This is a genomic window from Rubellimicrobium roseum (genome assembly GCF_006152145.1).
Lineage (GTDB): Bacteria > Pseudomonadota > Alphaproteobacteria > Rhodobacterales > Rhodobacteraceae > Rubellimicrobium > Rubellimicrobium roseum.
The window spans coordinates 64,216-78,450 of sequence record NZ_VDFV01000016.1 but is presented as its reverse complement, the minus strand read 5'-3'; the positions used below and the strand labels follow the sequence as shown (position 1 = coordinate 78,450).

The window sequence follows — 14,235 nt, the reverse complement described above, 5'->3', positions numbered from 1 at the left end:
GTCGATCGACAAGACCCCAAAGCCGCCCGCATATCCCTTCAATGCGTCCATACTGTCAAAGAGCAAGCCACACAGGAACTACATCCCGGTCGCCGCCGTCCAGTTCCACCCCTTGCACGAGGCTGCATCGTCCGGCGAGCGGCTATCTACGGATGGGGCACCGGGAGCGCAAGAGGTCAATGACAGAAAAACGCATCTTTCTTGACCGCCACGTGACACCGGCTTCGCCTCAGGCCGCAGCGGCGCGTGGGGCCGGAAGGCGCAGCGCCAGAAGTCCCGCGATAAGCCCCATATAGACCAGAGGCTCCAGCGCGAAGCCACGGGCGAGCCAGACGTAGTGGATGGCGCCCAGCACCGCGACGGCATAGGTCAGCTTGTGCAGCTTCCGCCAGACCGCGCCGCCGAGACGCCGCAGACTCCGGTCGTTCGAGGTCACCGCCAGCGGCACCAGCAGAAGGAAGGCCGCCATCCCGATCGTCACATAAGGGCGCTTGACGATGTCGGCCCAGACCGCGCCCAGCGCCTGCACGTCGAGCAGCGCCCAGACCAGAAGATGCGCCAGCACGAAGAAGAACACGAGAAGCCCCAGCGCGCGGCGAAAGCGCAGCAGATTCAGCCCGGCGAACCGGCGCAGGGGCGTCACCGCCAAAGTCGCCACAAGAAGCTGGAGGGAAGCGAGGCCATAGGCACGCTCGAGCCAGTCGATGGGCTCGACCAAGGCGACGTCCGTGGCCGCTCGCCAGAAGAGCCAGCCCATGTAGAGCGCGCCTAGGACGTAAAGCGTCCAAGGCGGCACGACCCGAAGCCAGCCGTTCACCGTCTGCGTCAAGGGAGCAGGGACGGCCATGTCTCAGAAGTTCTCCGCGAGATCCATGCCCTCGTAGAGCCCCGCCACCTCGTCGTAGCCGTTGAACATCAGCGTGGGCTGGCGCGAGGAGAAGAGTCCCCCGCCGATGCGCCGCTCGGTCGCCTGGCTCCAGCGGGGATGGTCCACGGTCGGGTTCACGTTGGAGTAGAAGCCGTACTCGCTCGGGTTGGTCAGGTTCCAGGTTGCAGGCGGCTGCTGCTCGACCAGGGAGATGCGCACGATCGACTTGATGGACTTAAAGCCATATTTCCACGGCACCACGAGGCGGATCGGCGCGCCGTTCTGCTTGGGCAGGGACTCGCCGTAGAGGCCGGTGGCCAGGATCGTCAGCGGGTGCTGGGCCTCGTCCAGCCGCAGCCCCTCCACATAGGGGAAGTCGAGCACGCCGCGTTGGACGCCCGGCATGACCTCGGGCTGCACGGTAGTCTCGAAGGCGACGAAGCGCGCGCCCTCCTGCACACCCACCTTCGCCAGCACGTCGGCAAGTTCCACGCCGTTCCACGGAATCACCATGGACCAGCCCTCAACGCAGCGCAGGCGGTAGATGCGCTCCTCCACCTCCAACCCGTCGAGCAGATCAGCTAAGGCGTAGTCGCCGGGCCGGTCCACGAGACCGTCGACCTTCACCGACCAAGGCTCGATGACCATGGCATCGGCATGAGCGGCCGGGTCTTCCTTGTCGTAGCCGAACTCGTAGAAGTTGTTGTAGCTGGTGATCTGGTCCAGGGTGTTGGGCTCCAGATCCTCCTGCGCGACGGCCGGGCCGGCCAGAGCCGCGGCCCCCAGGCCCCCTGCCCCGGCCATGATCTGGCGCCGGTTCAGGTAGAGGGATTTCGGCGTCACGTCCGCCCAGGTCAGATCGTTCATCCAGCGTCGGGCCATGCCATCCTCCTTCGACCTAGCGTCAGGTAGGCATCCTGACACCGCATGCCATCACGGTCCGCTCAATTCGCCGTAGAGCGGGAAATGGGGAACAGGACGGCGTCGGACAAAGCAGGCACAGATGTTTCATCTAAGTGCCGCCTGCGCCGTGGCCAGAGGCGCGGGATACGGTGCGCTTCGCTTGGCAGAAAGCCGCAAAGCGAGCCGATCCGTATCAGCGATCCGGCGCCGAGGCTGCCAGAGTCGCGCCTCGATGACGGACTTGGCCTCTACCAGCGGAGCGAGCCTGCCTATCTGAGGCCCCAGATGCCCATTTCGGCATCCTGCCACGAACAGCAGCAACAGGAGACGACCATGCGCACGACCCTTCTGGCCGTTACCGCCGCCGTCGCCAGCTTCGGCACGCTGGCCTTCGCCGACAACCACGAGGCCGCCGCCGAGGGCACGATCCTTGAAACCGCGGCCGCCGCAGGCAGCTTCACCACCTTGGCCGCGGCCGTCGAGGCGGCGGGCCTGACCGAAACCCTGTCGGGCGAAGGGCCCTTCACCGTCTTCGCGCCCACCGACGAGGCCTTCGCCGCGCTGCCCGAAGGCACGCTCGACGAGCTGCTCGCCAACCCGGAGCAACTGTCCTCCATCCTGACCTATCACGTGGTTTCGGGTGAAGTGACGTCGGACCAGCTTACGGAAGGTCAGGAAGTGACCACGGTGAACGGCGCGCCGGCGACGATCACGCTGGAAGGCGGGCCCATGATCAATGGCGCCAATATCACGCAGCCCGACGTGCAGGCCTCGAACGGCGTCATCCACGTCATCGACGCGGTCATCCTGCCGCCCGAAGGCGAAGCCGCCTCGCAGTAAGCTCCAAGGTCGGACGGAATGCGGAACACCCGGCGGATCGCTCCGCCGGGTGTTTTCCGTCATGGGCCTCAGTGGACGACGGCGTCCACAGGCCGGTCGCGGCGCGGACCCGTCCCCGGCGCCACGCGGGAGCCGACGATCAGGCCGTCGGGACCGGACGTGACCGGCACGGTCTCCTCGTCCCGGACCTCGCCCGCGAGGATCATCTCGGCCAGCTGATCCTGCAGCGACCGCTGGATCACCCGCTTGAGCGGGCGCGCACCGAAGACCGGATCGTAGCCCTCGTCCGCCAGCCACTGCTTGGCGCCCTGGTCGAGCTGGAGCGTGATCCGGCGCGCCGCCAGCCGCTTCTCCAGCCGCTGGAGCTGGATCTCGACGATGCCGGTCATGTCCGCCCGGTCGAGCCGGTCGAAGATGATCTGCTCGTCGAGCCGGTTCAGGAACTCGGGCCGGAAGTGCGCCCGGACCGCCTCCATCACCTCGCGCTTGGCCGCCGACGCGTCCGACCCTTCGGGCAGTTCGGACAGGGCCCGCGCGCCGAGGTTCGAGGTCAGCACGATGATGGTCTGCTTGAAGTCCACCGTCCGGCCCTGGCCGTCGGTCAGCACCCCGTCATCGAGCACCTGCAGCAGCACGTTGAACACGTCCGGGTGCGCCTTCTCGACCTCGTCGAACAGGACGACCTGGTAGGGACGCCGCCGCACGGCCTCGGTCAGCACCCCGCCCTCGTCGTAGCCCACGTAGCCCGGAGGCGCGCCGATCAGACGGGCGACCGAGTGCTTCTCCATGAACTCGGACATGTCGATGCGGACCATCGCCGTGTCGTCGTCGAACAGGAACTCGGCCAAGGCCTTGGTCAGCTCGGTCTTGCCCACGCCGGTCGGGCCCAGGAACAGGAAGCTGCCCAGCGGCCGCCCCTCGTCGTTGAGCCCCGCCCGCGCCCTCCGCACGGCGCGGCTGACGGCCTCGACGGCCGCGTGCTGCCCCACGACCCGCTTGCCCAAGGCTTCCTCCATGCGGAGGAGCTTCTCGCGCTCGCCTTCCAGCATCCGGCTGGTCGGGATGCCCGTCCAGCGCTCCACGACCTCGGCGATCTGCTCGGGCCGCACGGCCTCCTCGACCATGAGCCCGTCGCCCTGCGACTCGGCCTCGGTCAGCTCGCGCTCCAGTTGCGGGATCTCGCCGTAGGCGAGCCGCCCGGCCTCGGCGAGGTTGCCCTCGCGCTTGGCGCGGTCGAGTTGCGCGCGCGCCTCCTCCAGCCGCTCCTTGACGGTGCGGGCGGATTCGAGCTTCGCGCGTTCGGCCTGCCACTTCGCCGTCATCGCGGCCGAGCGTTCCTGCAGCTCGGACATCTCCTTCTCCAGCCGCGCGAGGCGGTCCTTGGAGGCGTCGTCGTCCTCCTTCTTCAGGGCCTCGGCCTCGATCTGAAGTTGCAGGAGTTGCCGGTCAAGCGCGTCCAGCTCTTCGGGCTTGGAGTCGATCTCCATCCGCAGGCGGCTGGCCGCCTCGTCCACGAGGTCGATGGCTTTGTCGGGCAGGAAACGGTCGGTGATGTAGCGGTGCGAGAGTTGCGCCGCCGCGACCAGCGCGGAGTCGCTGATCCGCACCCCGTGGTGCAGCTCGTACTTCTCCTTGATGCCGCGCAGGATGCTGATCGTGTCCTCGACCGTGGGCTCCTCGACCATGATCGGCTGGAAGCGACGGGCAAGGGCCGCGTCCTTCTCCACGTGCTTGCGGTACTCGTCCAGCGTCGTGGCGCCGATGCAGTGAAGCTCGCCCCGCGCCAGCGCCGGCTTGATGAGGTTCGCCGCGTCCATCGCGCCGTCGGCCTTGCCCGCGCCCACCAGCGTGTGCATCTCGTCGATGAAGACGATCACCTCGCCGGCCGCCGCCTCGATCTCCTTGAGGATGGCCTTCAGGCGCTCCTCGAACTCGCCCCGGTACTTCGCGCCCGCGATGAGCGCGCCCATGTCGAGCGCCATGAGCTTCTTGTTGCGCAGGGACTCCGGCACGTCGCCGTTGACGATGCGCAGCGCGAGGCCTTCGGCGATGGCGGTCTTGCCCACGCCGGGCTCTCCGATCAGGACCGGGTTGTTCTTGGTGCGCCGCGACAGGACCTGCATCGAACGGCGGATCTCCTCGTCGCGCCCGATGATCGGGTCGATCTTGCCCTCGGCGGCCGCCTCGGTCAGGTCGCGCGCGTACTTCTTCAGCGCGTCATAGCCTTCCTCGGCCGAGGCCGTGTCGGCCGTGCGGCCCTTGCGCACGTCGTTGATCGCGCTGTTCAGCTTCTGCGCGGTCACGGCCCCGGCGTCGAGCGCCTCCTGCGCCTTCGACTTGACCATGGCCAGCGCCATGAGCATCCGCTCGACGGGGACGAAGCTGTCGCCCGCCTTGGTCGCGACCTTCTCGGCCTCGTCCAGCACGCGCACCAGCGCGCTGTCCACATAGGCCTGCCCCGCATCGCCCGACACCTTGGGCAGGCGCGCCACGGCCGCGTCCACGGCCTCGCGCACGCGCTTCGACGAGCCGCCCGCGCGGTCGATCAGGTTGGCGACGAGCCCCTGCTCGTCGTCCATCAGGGCCTTCAGAAGGTGTTCCGGCAGAACGCGCTGGTGGCTTTCGCGCAGCGCGATGGTCTGGGCCGCCTGCAGGAATCCGCGCGACCGCTCCGTGAACTTCTCCAAGTTCATGGCATCTCCCTTTCCAAGCGCCCGTTTCCCGGATCGCCCGCCCATCGCGGCACGACCCACCGGGCCTCGGGATTGATGTGGGTCACGCTTTTTCGCGCCGCAAGACCTGGGCCGCACAGAATCCGCAGGACCGTCCCGCGCCTTGACTCGCCCGGCCCCTGCCCCCAAGGACCCCCGAGCCCAAGGAGGATCGCCCGTGCCCGATGACCGCCTGATCGTCGCCCTCGACGTCCCCGACGCCCTCTCGGGGCTGCGCCTCGCCGACGCGCTGGGCGACTCGGTGTCGTTCTACAAGGTGGGACTTGGCATGCTCACCGGCGGGGGCCTGGCGCTCGCGCGGGAACTGAAGGACGAACGCGGCAAGCGCGTCTTCCTCGACATGAAGCTCTTTGACATCGGCGCGACGGTCGAGGCGGCCGTGCGGGGACTCGCCCGCTTCGATCTCGACTTCCTGACCGTCCACGGCGACCCCCATGTGGTGCGCGCGGCCGTCCAGGGCGCCGCCGGGTCGGTCACCAAGATCCTCGCCGTGACGATCCTGACCTCGCTCGACCGGTCGGATCTCGACGACGCCCTGATCCGCGACGGCGACGTGGCCTCGCTGGTCGAGGAACGCGCCGCCCGCGCGCTGTCGGCCGGCGCCCATGGCGTGATTGCCTCGCCACAGGAGGCCGCCCGCATCCGCGCCCTGCCCGAGGCGACCGGCAAGTTCATCGTGACCCCCGGCGTGCGGCCTGCCGGGGCCGCCCTGGGCGACCAGAAGCGGGTCGAGACGCCCGCCGCCGCCCTGCGCGCCGGCGCCGACCACATCGTGGTGGGCCGCCCCGTCTGGCAGGCCGCCGATCCCCGCTCGGCCGCCCAGGCGATCCTCGCAGAGATGCCGTAACAGCAAGGGCCGCCCCCGGCGGGAGCGGCCCCTTGTCCCTTCGGACCGGCAGCGTCAGGCGGCCGACTGCGCGCGCTGGTTCACCATGCTCTCGGCGATGCGGGTCAGCTTCTCGTCCGTCTGCTTCTCCTGCTGGAGGATCTGCGTCAGGGTCTGCTCGGCCTCCTGCATCCCAAGCTCCTTGGCCCAAGCGATCAGGGTGCCGTAGCGGGTGATCTCGTAGTGCTCGTTGGCCTGCGCCCCCGCGAGGATCACGGCGTCCAGCGCCGGGGCCTGCGCCTCGGACATGACCTTCTGGTTCTCGGCGATCAGGCCCTCGACGCCGTCGCAGCGCTCGCCCTTGGCCTCCTTGCCCATCTGCCGGAAGACCTGCTCCAGCATCTGGACCTGCTGCTGGGTTTCCTGCTGGTGCTGCTCGATGGCGGCGCGCAGTTCCTGGCTTTCCGCCTTCTGCGCCATCTGCGGCATGGCCTTCAGCAGGGCGTTCTCGGCGTAGTAGATGTCCTTGAGCCCGTGCTCGAACGCGTCCTGAAGCGTCTTCATCGCGAACCTCCATGGGGGATTGTGGAAGAGGCAGGGCCGGGCGCACCCGCGTCCCTGTAGTCCCTCCCGGAACGTCCCGTTGCGGGCTTCCGTTCCAAGGCGATTCCCGCTCGGCGGAATGCAACCATCCGGGGTGGATGCTCGTTCTATCGGCAAGGCGAGCAATGGGGTTCGAAAGCATGGCGGACAGGCTGGGACCCCGCCGCCCCCGGGCTTCGGGCCGCGTCCTGTCGCATCCCCCGACGGACCGGCCCGGCTCCGCGACCGTGGCCCGCGGAGCCGGCGGCGCGTCCCCTCCCCGGGGGCGCGCCGCTCAGTTCTCGTTGATGTCGCGCTCGACGACCCTGGCCCGGCCCCGCGCCGTCCCCAGCCAGAGCCGCAGCACCGCATAGGCCCCCGCCGACAGGACCGCGAAGGTGACGAGCGTGCCGCCCACCCCCAGCCGGAGGCCCAGCGCCACCAGCGCCGCCGTACCCATGGCCCCGGCCGAGAAGCCCAGGAACACGAAGACGGGGAGCAGCACCTCCAGCACGCCCAAGAGGATCGCCACCGCGACCCAGACCCACCAGAGGAGCCACCAGCTCACGGGCGCCGCCCGCCCGCGAACATGCGGAACGCCTCGCCGAAGGACTCGATCGCCGCGGCCGGCACGACGACCGTGCGCTGGCCCTCGCCCTTGCCCAGCGCGACCAGCGCCTCGACCTGCTTGAGCGCGACCTGATATTGCGCGGCCTCGATACCGCTCCGCCCGATGGCTTCGGCCACCACGCCCGTCGCATAGGCCTCGGCGTCGGCCTGGATGCGCCGCGCCTTGGCCTGCTGCTCGGCGGCGTAAAGCTCCGCATCGGCCTGAAGCTCGACTGCGCGCTTGCGGCCCTCGGCTTCCGTCACCTGCGCCCGCCGCGCGCGTTCCGCGTTGAGCTGCTGGAGCATGGCCGAGCGCGTCGCCTCGTCGAGGTTCACGTCCAGGATCTCGGCCCGCGTGACCTCGATCCCCCAGTCGTCCACCTGATCGGCCAACTGCGCCTTGACCGCGCCGATCAGCGAGGACCTGTTCGACTGCACCTGGTCGAGCTCCATGCGCCCGATCTCGCTGCGCACGATCCCGGCGACGGTGGTCGAGATGGCCGCGTCCACGTCGCGGATGCGGTAGACGGTCTTCTCGGGCTCGGTGATCCGGTAGAAGACCGAGATGTCGACGGCCACCAGCACGTTGTCCGAGGTGATGGCGTCCTGCCGGGTCGTGGGAAGCTGCCGCTCGAGGATCGAGACCCGGTGCGCCACGCGGTCGAGGAAGGGCACGATGAGGTTGAGCCCCGGGCTCAGCACCGAGCGGAGGCGGCCGAAGCGCTCCACCACGAACTTCTCGGACTGCGGCACCACCCGGATGCCGCGGAAGATCGCGACCACGATCAGGAGCGCGAGAAGGATCAGAACGATGGTCGGGCCGGAAAGCCCCGTGTCGTCAAGGTTCATGGCGGGTCCGAAGTTGATGGCGTGGCTTCACGCTAGCCGCCACTGCCCGCTCCGTCGAGCCAGAGCCGGAGCTGTTCCTGCAGGGTGGTCACGGCGCGGGGAAGGGCGAGGAAGCGCCGGGGCTCGATCAGCATCCAGGCCTGCCCCTCGTCGCCGAACAGGATGCGGTGAGCCGCGTCCTCCGGCAGGCGCAGGACGTGGAAGCGGACGACCTTGCCTGGTGCCGTCGTCGCCGGATAGCTCCACTCGGCCAGCCATTCGGCGGGACCGAGGTCCAGCCCCACCTCTTCGCGCGCCTCGCGGACCAGCGTCTCGCGCGGGGTCTCGCCGGGCTCGCTCAGGCCACCCACGAGGTCCCAGCAGCCGGGCCAGGGAATCCAGTCGAAGTCGTCACGCAGCGTCACCAGAAGCCGCGGACCCAGCAGGAGCGCTCCCTTGGCGCCGTGAACCCTTTCCATCGCCCCTCCCCTCGGGCTCGGCTATCCTGTGCCCATGCCTACCCTCTGCCGCGACTGCCTGCACCGATTCGAGAACGGCCGGCGCTGCCCCGCCTGCCGGTCGCCCCGCGTCATGGCCCATCCCGAACTCTTCTCGCTCGCCATCGCGCACATGGACTGCGACGCCTTCTTCGCCGCCGTGGAGAAGCGCGACAACCCCGATCTGCGCGACGTGCCGGTGATCGTGGGGGGCGGCAAGCGCGGCGTCGTCTCCACGGCCTGCTACCTCGCCCGCATCCGGGGCGTGCGCTCGGCCATGCCCATGTTCGAGGCGCTGCGGCTCTGTCCCGAGGCGGTCGTGGTGAAGCCCCGATTCGCTGCCTACACCGAGGCCTCGCGGGCCATCCGCGCCCTGATGGAGGAGCTCACCCCCCGAATCGAGCCCCTTTCGCTCGACGAGGCCTTCCTGGACCTCTCGGGGACCGAGCGGCTCCACGGCGCGCCTCCGGCGGTGATGCTCGCGCGGCTCACCCGGCGGATGCAGGACGAACTGGGCCTTTCAGGCTCCGTGGGCCTGTCGCACAACAAGTTCCTGGCCAAGGTCGCCTCCGACCTCGACAAGCCGCGTGGCTTCTCGGTGATCGGCCGGGCCGAGACGGCCGACTTCCTCGCCCCCCGCCCGGTGCGGCTCATCTGGGGCATCGGCCCCGCCGGACAGGCGGCGCTGGAGCGCGCCGGCATCCGCACCATCGGCGACCTGCTCCGCTGGGACCGGCGCGACCTCCACGCCCGTTTCGGCCAGATGGGCGAACGGCTCTGGCATCTCGCGCGAGGAGAGGATCACCGCGCCGTCCACGCCGACCGCGACCTCAAGAGCATCTCGAACGAGACGACCTTCCCCGCCGACACCGCCGACCGCGACCTCCTCGACGGCCATGTCTGGCGGATGGCGGAAAAGGTATCCGGTCGCGCCAAGGCCAAGGACGTCGCGGGCCGGGTCGTCACGCTCAAGCTCAAGCGGGCCGACCATCACCTGCTCACGCGCCGCATCGCCCTGCGCGAGCCCACCCAGATGGCCGAGGCCATCTACCGCGCCGCGCGCGGGCTCCTCGATCAGGTGGCCGAGCCGGGCCCCTTCCGACTCCTCGGCGTCGGGCTCTCGGAGATCGGCCCCGCCGCGCGCGCAGACCGCGAGGGCGACCTCCTCGACCCCGAAGCCGACCGGCGCGCCCGCGCCGAGCGGGCGGCCGACGTCATCCGCGCGCGTTTCGGCGAGGGAGCCATCCTCAAGGGCCGCGCGTTGAGGTGAGGTCGCGAGGGGCGCCGCCCCTTGCCCCCGCGGGGCTCACCCCGGGATACCTGGAGCCGAAGAAAGGCCATGCGCCGCGTCCAGCCTCCTCGTCCCTTGTGTCCCGGCCGCCAAGGCGGGATGCTGCCCCCATGAGCGCGGCCGACCTTCCCGTCCATCTCCGCATTTCCCTCGCCGCCGGCGTCCGCTTCGGTCCCGGCAAGGCCGACCTCCTGACCCGCATCCGCGAGACCGGCTCGGTCGCCGCCGCGGCGAGCGCCATGGGCATGAGCTATCGCCGCGCCTGGAGCCTCGTGGCCGAGGCCAACAAGGCCTTCCGCGCGCCCCTCGTGGAGATGTCGCGCGGAGGCGAGGGCGGCGGCGGCGCGCGGCTCACCAAGGAGGGCGAAGCGGTCCTGGCCTCCTACCGCGCGCTGGAGCGCCTCCTGCTGACCGAGGGCGCCGCCTACATCGCCGCCATCCGCGACCGGGCCGATATGTCCGACCGGACATGACGCTGGACAGCGGGCCGCGCCGTGGCGTTATATCCGGCCGGACATAACGGCCTAGGATCGCTCCCATGCGCCTTGCCCTCGCCTTGCCCGCGCTCCTCCTCGCCACGCCCGCCCTGGCCGATCAGGTGACGGTCTTCGCCGCCGCGAGCCTGAGGACCGCGCTCGACGGGATCGCCGCCGACTGGGGCGCGGCGAACGGGCACGAGGTCGTGCTGTCCTACGCCGGCACGCCCCAGCTCGCCCATCAGATCGAGGCGGGGGCGCCCGCCGACCTGTTCCTGTCCGCCTCGACCGACTGGATGGACGACCTCCAGTCCAAGGAGCTGATCGTCGCGGACAGCCGCCGCGATCTCCTGGGCAACACGCTGGTCCTCGTGGCCCATGGCGAGGCCGAGCCGGTCGAGATCGGCCCCGGCCTCGACCTGCCTGGCCTCTTGGGCGACGGGCGGCTCGCCATGGCGCTGGTCGATTCGGTCCCGGCCGGCGTCTACGGCAAGGAGGCGCTGACGACGCTCGGGCTCTGGAACGCCGTCGCCCCCCAGGTCGCGCAGTCCGAGAACGTGCGCGCGGCGCTCGCGCTCGTGGCCTCGGGCGAGGCGCCGCTGGGCGTCGTCTACGGCTCGGACGCAGTGGCCTCGCAGGCGGCGGGCGAGGAGGTCTCGGTCCTGGGCACCTTCCCGGCCGACAGCCACTCGCCCATCGCCTACCCCGCCGCCCTGGTCGCCGGGCGCGAGACTCCCGCCGCAGAGGCGTTCCTCGGCCACCTCGCCTCGCCCGAGGCGCGGGCGGTGTTCGAGGCGCAGGGCTTCACGGTGCTCGACTGACGTCCTGGCTCGGCCCCGAGGAGACGACGGCGCTCCTGCTGTCGCTGCGCGTGTCGCTGGCCGCGACTCTGGCGAGCCTGCCGCTCGCGCTCCTCGTGGCCCAGGCGCTGGCGCGCTGGCGCTTTCCGGGGCGGGGGCTCCTGAACCTGATCGTGCACATGCCCCTGGTGCTGCCCCCCGTCGTGACGGGCTACCTGCTGCTCGAAACGTTCGGCCTGCGGGGGCCGGTCGGCGGGTTCCTGAACGACTGCTGCGGCATCGTCGTCGCCTTCCGCTGGACTGGCGCGGCGCTCGCTTCGGCGGTCATGGCCTTTCCGCTGATGGTCCGCCCCATCCGTCTCAGCCTCGAGGCGGTGTCGCGCGTGCAGGAGGAATCGGCCGCCGACCTCGGCGCGCGGCCCCTGCTGGTATTCCTGACGGTGACGCTGCCGCTCAGCTTGCCGGGCCTCGTGGCCGGGTCGGTGCTGGGCTTCGCCCGCGCCATGGGCGAGTTCGGCGCGACCATCACCTTCGTCAGCAGCATCCCCGGCGAGACTCAGACCCTGCCCTCGGCCATCTACGCCTTCCTGCAGGTGCCGGGGGGCGAGCCCGCCGCCATCCGCCTCGTCCTGATCTCCGTCGCGGTCTCCGCCGCGGCGATCCTGCTGTCCGAGGCCGCGGGCCGCCGCGCCGCCCGCCGCAGCGCGGGGCTCTAGGTCCAGGCGCGCAGCCGTCCCGAAATCTCCGCCAGCCGTCCGGCCACCCCCTCGGTCGGCGCCCCGCCGCGCCAGTGGTCGGCCAAGGTCGTCACCCAGGCCTCGGGCGGCTCGACCGCGCGCCCGCCGCCCCGCCGGTCCCAGCGCAGCGCCCGCAGCACCGCCTCTGCCTCGGGCGGCACCCGGTCGGGCACCGCCCGCCCCGAGAGCACCCCCCAGAGCCGCGTCCAGCAGCGTCCCACCGACCACGGATTGTAACCGCCCCCGCCCAGGAGCATCAGCCGAGGCGCGAGCGGCCGCAGCCCCTCCAGCACACCCGCATGGGCGTTGTTGGACAGCGCCATGCGCGACTGGGGATCCTCGGTCACGCCGTCCGACCCGGACTGGAGCACGATGGCATCCGGCCGGAACGCCGCGACGGCCCTCAGGATCAGCCCGTCGCGCACCCGCGCCATGTCGTCGTCGTGAAAGCCCCGCGGCACCGGCAGGTTGAAGACGTTGCCCACGCCCCGGTCCGCCAGCGCCCCCGTGCGCGGCCATCGGTCCTCCTCGTGCACCGACACGACCAGCGTGTCCGGGTCGGCGGCAAAGGCGTGCTCCACGCCGTCGCAGTGATGCGCGTCGATGTCGACATAGGCCACCCGCCGGGCGCCGTGGCGGCGAAGCGCGAGGACCGCGAAGACCGGGTCGTTGAGATAGCAGAAGCCGTTCGCCCGGTCCGGGAAGGCGTGATGCGTCCCCCCGCCCGGCACATGGACCGCACCCCCGTCGCGCAGCAGCTCCGCCGCCAGCATCACGCCACCCACGCCGGTCGCGGGGCGGCGGAACATCTCGGCGAAGACGGGATTGGAGGTCGTGCCCAGCGCGTGCCGCGCCCGCACCTCCTCGCTCACCGCTTGCCCCGCCTCGGCCCTCTCCAGCGCGGCCACGTAGTCGGGCGTGTGCCAGGCCAGCAGCGCGGCGGCCCTGGCGCGGGGCGAGGCGCGGAACCGACCCTCGGGGAGCCAGCCCAGCGCGCGGGCGAGGTCCATGACGGTGGAGACGCGGGGGATGCGCAGCGGGTGCCAGGGGCCGTAGCTGGAGCCCCGATAGATCTCGGACCCGATCAGGACCGGGGTCAGGAGCCCAGCGCCGCCTCGATGGCCCCGGTGATCGCCGAACCGGTCGGGCTCTCGCCCGAGCCCCAGGTCCCCTTCACCGTCCCGTCCGCGCCGATCAGCACCTTGTTGAAGTTCCACCGCGGCTCGAATCCTTCCGTGTCGCGCAGCCAGGCGAAGAAGGGATGCGCCTCGGGTCCCGTGACCGGCGTGATCGCCGTCATCGGCAGCGTGATCCCGTACTGGATCGTACAGAACTCGCTGACCTCCTTCTCCGAGCCCAGCTCCTGCCGGAAGCTGTCCGAGGGCACCGCCAGCACCACCAGGCCGCGCTCGCCATAGGTCTCCCAGAGCGCCTGGAGGTCGGCCAGCTGGGGCGTGAAGCCGCAGAGCGAGGCGGTGTTGGCGACCAGCACCGGCCGCCCCGTCCAATCGGCAAAGCCGATCTCGCCTCCGTCGATCGAACCGAACCGGAACTCCTGCAAGGTCGCCTCCTGCGCCGCCTCGGCCCGCGCGCCCGTGACCGGCAGCGCCGCGAGGAGGGCCAAGCCGAGGCCCAGGACAAGGTGCTGCATCGCTGCCTCCCATCTCGACAAGCGAACCATAGCACCTAGGCCTCCGCCGTCCATCGCACGTCCGCGCGAGATCGGGGCGCCACGGCCACGCCCCAGCCCCGGCCTGTCATCGTCCCGTTGCACGCGCCGCGCGACGCCCTATGTTCTGGCGGTCAGCAATGGGAACCGGGGCCATGGTCCGCTACAGCCTTTCCTGCGCGGACGGCCACACCTTCGAGAGCTGGTTCCAGTCCGCTTCCGCCTTCGACGACCTCGCGCAGCGGGGCCTGCTGTCCTGCGCCGAATGCGGCTCGGGCCAGGTCCACAAGGCGTTGATGGCCCCCGCCGTCTCGTCCGCGCCCAAGGACCTCACCGCGCCCCGCGACCCGCGCGAGGCGATGCTCGCCGCCATGCGCCGCCACGTCGAGGAGAACTCGGACTACGTGGGCCTGAGCTTCGCGGCCGAGGCCCGGAAGATGCACGAAGGCCACGCGCCCGAGCGCAACATCTGGGGCGAGGCCAGGCCCGACGAGGCCCGCGCCCTGATCGAGGACGGCATTCCCGTGGCCCCCCTCCCCTTCCGGCCCAAGCGCTCGGCCAACTAGGCGCGCGGGCC

General features: G+C 70.7%; 17 protein-coding genes. 8 read left to right on the top strand and 9 right to left on the bottom strand.

Annotated features, from left to right (window positions below):
- Positions 1-205: hypothetical protein (locus FHG71_RS23985; protein WP_218014087.1), on the top strand; the 205-nt coding region annotated here is incomplete at its 5' end.
- A 24-nt stretch (positions 206-229) separates the two neighbouring features.
- Here the strand turns inward: FHG71_RS23985 and msrQ are convergent.
- Entirely contained in the window at positions 230-847 is a 618-nt protein-coding gene (gene msrQ / locus FHG71_RS12640) for a protein-methionine-sulfoxide reductase heme-binding subunit MsrQ (RefSeq protein WP_139082049.1), read from the bottom strand.
- 3 nt (positions 848-850) lie between these two features.
- Entirely contained in the window at positions 851-1,750 is a 900-nt protein-coding gene (gene msrP / locus FHG71_RS12635) for a protein-methionine-sulfoxide reductase catalytic subunit MsrP (protein WP_139082048.1), read from the bottom strand.
- Positions 1,751-2,104: 354 nt separating this feature from the next.
- On the opposite strand from msrP, the gene FHG71_RS12630 reads away from it, so the two are divergent.
- Positions 2,105-2,611: a fasciclin domain-containing protein gene (locus FHG71_RS12630; RefSeq protein WP_139082047.1), complete on the top strand. Its 507-nt coding sequence runs from the start codon at positions 2,105-2,107 to the stop codon at positions 2,609-2,611.
- 68 nt (positions 2,612-2,679) lie between these two features.
- On the opposite strand, the gene clpB is transcribed toward FHG71_RS12630, so the two are convergent.
- Complete coding sequence (clpB, locus tag FHG71_RS12625) at positions 2,680-5,304, bottom strand: ATP-dependent chaperone ClpB (protein ID WP_139082046.1); 2,625 nt, start codon at positions 5,302-5,304, stop codon at positions 2,680-2,682.
- A 196-nt stretch (positions 5,305-5,500) separates the two neighbouring features.
- Between clpB and pyrF the strand changes: the two genes are divergently transcribed.
- Positions 5,501-6,190: an orotidine-5'-phosphate decarboxylase gene (gene pyrF / locus FHG71_RS12620; protein WP_139082045.1), complete on the top strand. Its 690-nt coding sequence runs from the start codon at positions 5,501-5,503 to the stop codon at positions 6,188-6,190.
- A gap of 54 nt (positions 6,191-6,244) precedes the next feature.
- Here pyrF and FHG71_RS12615 read toward each other — a convergent pair whose 3' ends face one another.
- The 4 genes from FHG71_RS12615 to FHG71_RS12600 form a co-directional block, all read right to left on the bottom strand.
- A complete protein-coding gene (locus tag FHG71_RS12615; protein ID WP_139082044.1) occupies positions 6,245-6,733 on the bottom strand; it encodes a YciE/YciF ferroxidase family protein in 489 nt (162 codons plus the stop codon).
- A gap of 313 nt (positions 6,734-7,046) precedes the next feature.
- A complete protein-coding gene (locus FHG71_RS12610) occupies positions 7,047-7,319 on the bottom strand; it encodes an NfeD family protein (RefSeq protein ID WP_176559407.1) in 273 nt (90 codons plus the stop codon).
- Entirely contained in the window at positions 7,316-8,209 is an 894-nt protein-coding gene (locus FHG71_RS12605; RefSeq protein WP_139082043.1) for an SPFH domain-containing protein, read from the bottom strand. Before FHG71_RS12605 ends, FHG71_RS12610 begins: the two co-directional genes overlap by 4 nt.
- Positions 8,210-8,241: 32 nt before the next feature.
- Positions 8,242-8,667 (bottom strand): NUDIX domain-containing protein, encoded by a 426-nt coding sequence (locus FHG71_RS12600; RefSeq protein WP_139082042.1) that lies wholly within the window; start codon positions 8,665-8,667, stop codon positions 8,242-8,244.
- Between the two features lie 34 nt (positions 8,668-8,701).
- On the opposite strand from FHG71_RS12600, the gene FHG71_RS12595 reads away from it, so the two are divergent.
- From FHG71_RS12595 to modB, 4 genes are all read left to right on the top strand, one after another.
- Complete coding sequence (locus tag FHG71_RS12595; RefSeq protein WP_139082041.1) at positions 8,702-9,955, top strand: DNA polymerase IV; 1,254 nt, start codon at positions 8,702-8,704, stop codon at positions 9,953-9,955.
- A 131-nt stretch (positions 9,956-10,086) separates the two neighbouring features.
- The gene (locus FHG71_RS12590) at positions 10,087-10,449 is read left to right on the top strand and encodes a winged helix-turn-helix domain-containing protein (protein WP_139082040.1); all 363 of its coding nucleotides are present in this window, start codon (positions 10,087-10,089) and stop codon (positions 10,447-10,449) included.
- A 65-nt stretch (positions 10,450-10,514) separates the two neighbouring features.
- Positions 10,515-11,273, top strand: a complete 759-nt coding sequence (gene modA / locus FHG71_RS12585) for a molybdate ABC transporter substrate-binding protein (protein WP_139082039.1) — start codon at positions 10,515-10,517, stop codon at positions 11,271-11,273.
- Positions 11,270-11,968 carry a molybdate ABC transporter permease subunit gene (gene modB / locus FHG71_RS12580; protein WP_139082038.1) on the top strand — a complete coding sequence of 233 codons (699 nt, stop codon included), beginning with the start codon at positions 11,270-11,272 and terminating at the stop codon, positions 11,966-11,968. The genes modA and modB overlap by 4 nt, the downstream gene beginning before the upstream one ends.
- On the opposite strand, the gene FHG71_RS12575 is transcribed toward modB, so the two are convergent.
- The gene (locus tag FHG71_RS12575; protein WP_139082053.1) at positions 11,965-13,089 is read right to left on the bottom strand and encodes an acetoin utilization protein AcuC; all 1,125 of its coding nucleotides are present in this window, start codon (positions 13,087-13,089) and stop codon (positions 11,965-11,967) included. The two genes, modB and FHG71_RS12575, sit on opposite strands and share 4 nt — an antisense overlap.
- Entirely contained in the window at positions 13,086-13,640 is a 555-nt protein-coding gene (locus FHG71_RS12570) for a glutathione peroxidase (protein WP_139082037.1), read from the bottom strand. The genes FHG71_RS12575 and FHG71_RS12570 overlap by 4 nt, the downstream gene beginning before the upstream one ends.
- A 173-nt stretch (positions 13,641-13,813) precedes the next feature.
- Here FHG71_RS12570 and FHG71_RS12565 point away from each other — a divergent pair, with 173 nt between their 5' ends.
- Complete coding sequence (locus FHG71_RS12565; RefSeq protein ID WP_139082036.1) at positions 13,814-14,224, top strand: DUF1178 family protein; 411 nt, start codon at positions 13,814-13,816, stop codon at positions 14,222-14,224.
- Positions 14,225-14,235 lie beyond the last annotated feature (11 nt).

Bases quoted from the DNA above. Each gene is read 5' to 3' on its own strand.
- msrQ (WP_139082049.1), bottom strand. From the start codon at position 847: ATGGCCGTCCCTGCTCCCTTGACGCAGACGGTGAACGGCTGGCTTCGG.
- msrP (WP_139082048.1), bottom strand. From the start codon at position 1,750: ATGGCCCGACGCTGGATGAACGATCTGACCTGGGCGGACGTGACGCCG.
- FHG71_RS12630 (WP_139082047.1), top strand. From the start codon at position 2,105: ATGCGCACGACCCTTCTGGCCGTTACCGCCGCCGTCGCCAGCTTCGGC.
- clpB (WP_139082046.1), bottom strand. From the start codon at position 5,304: ATGAACTTGGAGAAGTTCACGGAGCGGTCGCGCGGATTCCTGCAGGCG.
- FHG71_RS12615 (WP_139082044.1), bottom strand. From the start codon at position 6,733: ATGAAGACGCTTCAGGACGCGTTCGAGCACGGGCTCAAGGACATCTAC.
- FHG71_RS12605 (WP_139082043.1), bottom strand. From the start codon at position 8,209: ATGAACCTTGACGACACGGGGCTTTCCGGCCCGACCATCGTTCTGATC.
- FHG71_RS12600 (WP_139082042.1), bottom strand. From the start codon at position 8,667: ATGGAAAGGGTTCACGGCGCCAAGGGAGCGCTCCTGCTGGGTCCGCGG.
- FHG71_RS12595 (WP_139082041.1), top strand. From the start codon at position 8,702: ATGCCTACCCTCTGCCGCGACTGCCTGCACCGATTCGAGAACGGCCGG.
- FHG71_RS12590 (WP_139082040.1), top strand. From the start codon at position 10,087: ATGAGCGCGGCCGACCTTCCCGTCCATCTCCGCATTTCCCTCGCCGCC.
- modA (WP_139082039.1), top strand. From the start codon at position 10,515: ATGCGCCTTGCCCTCGCCTTGCCCGCGCTCCTCCTCGCCACGCCCGCC.
- FHG71_RS12570 (WP_139082037.1), bottom strand. From the start codon at position 13,640: ATGCAGCACCTTGTCCTGGGCCTCGGCTTGGCCCTCCTCGCGGCGCTG.
- FHG71_RS12565 (WP_139082036.1), top strand. From the start codon at position 13,814: ATGGTCCGCTACAGCCTTTCCTGCGCGGACGGCCACACCTTCGAGAGC.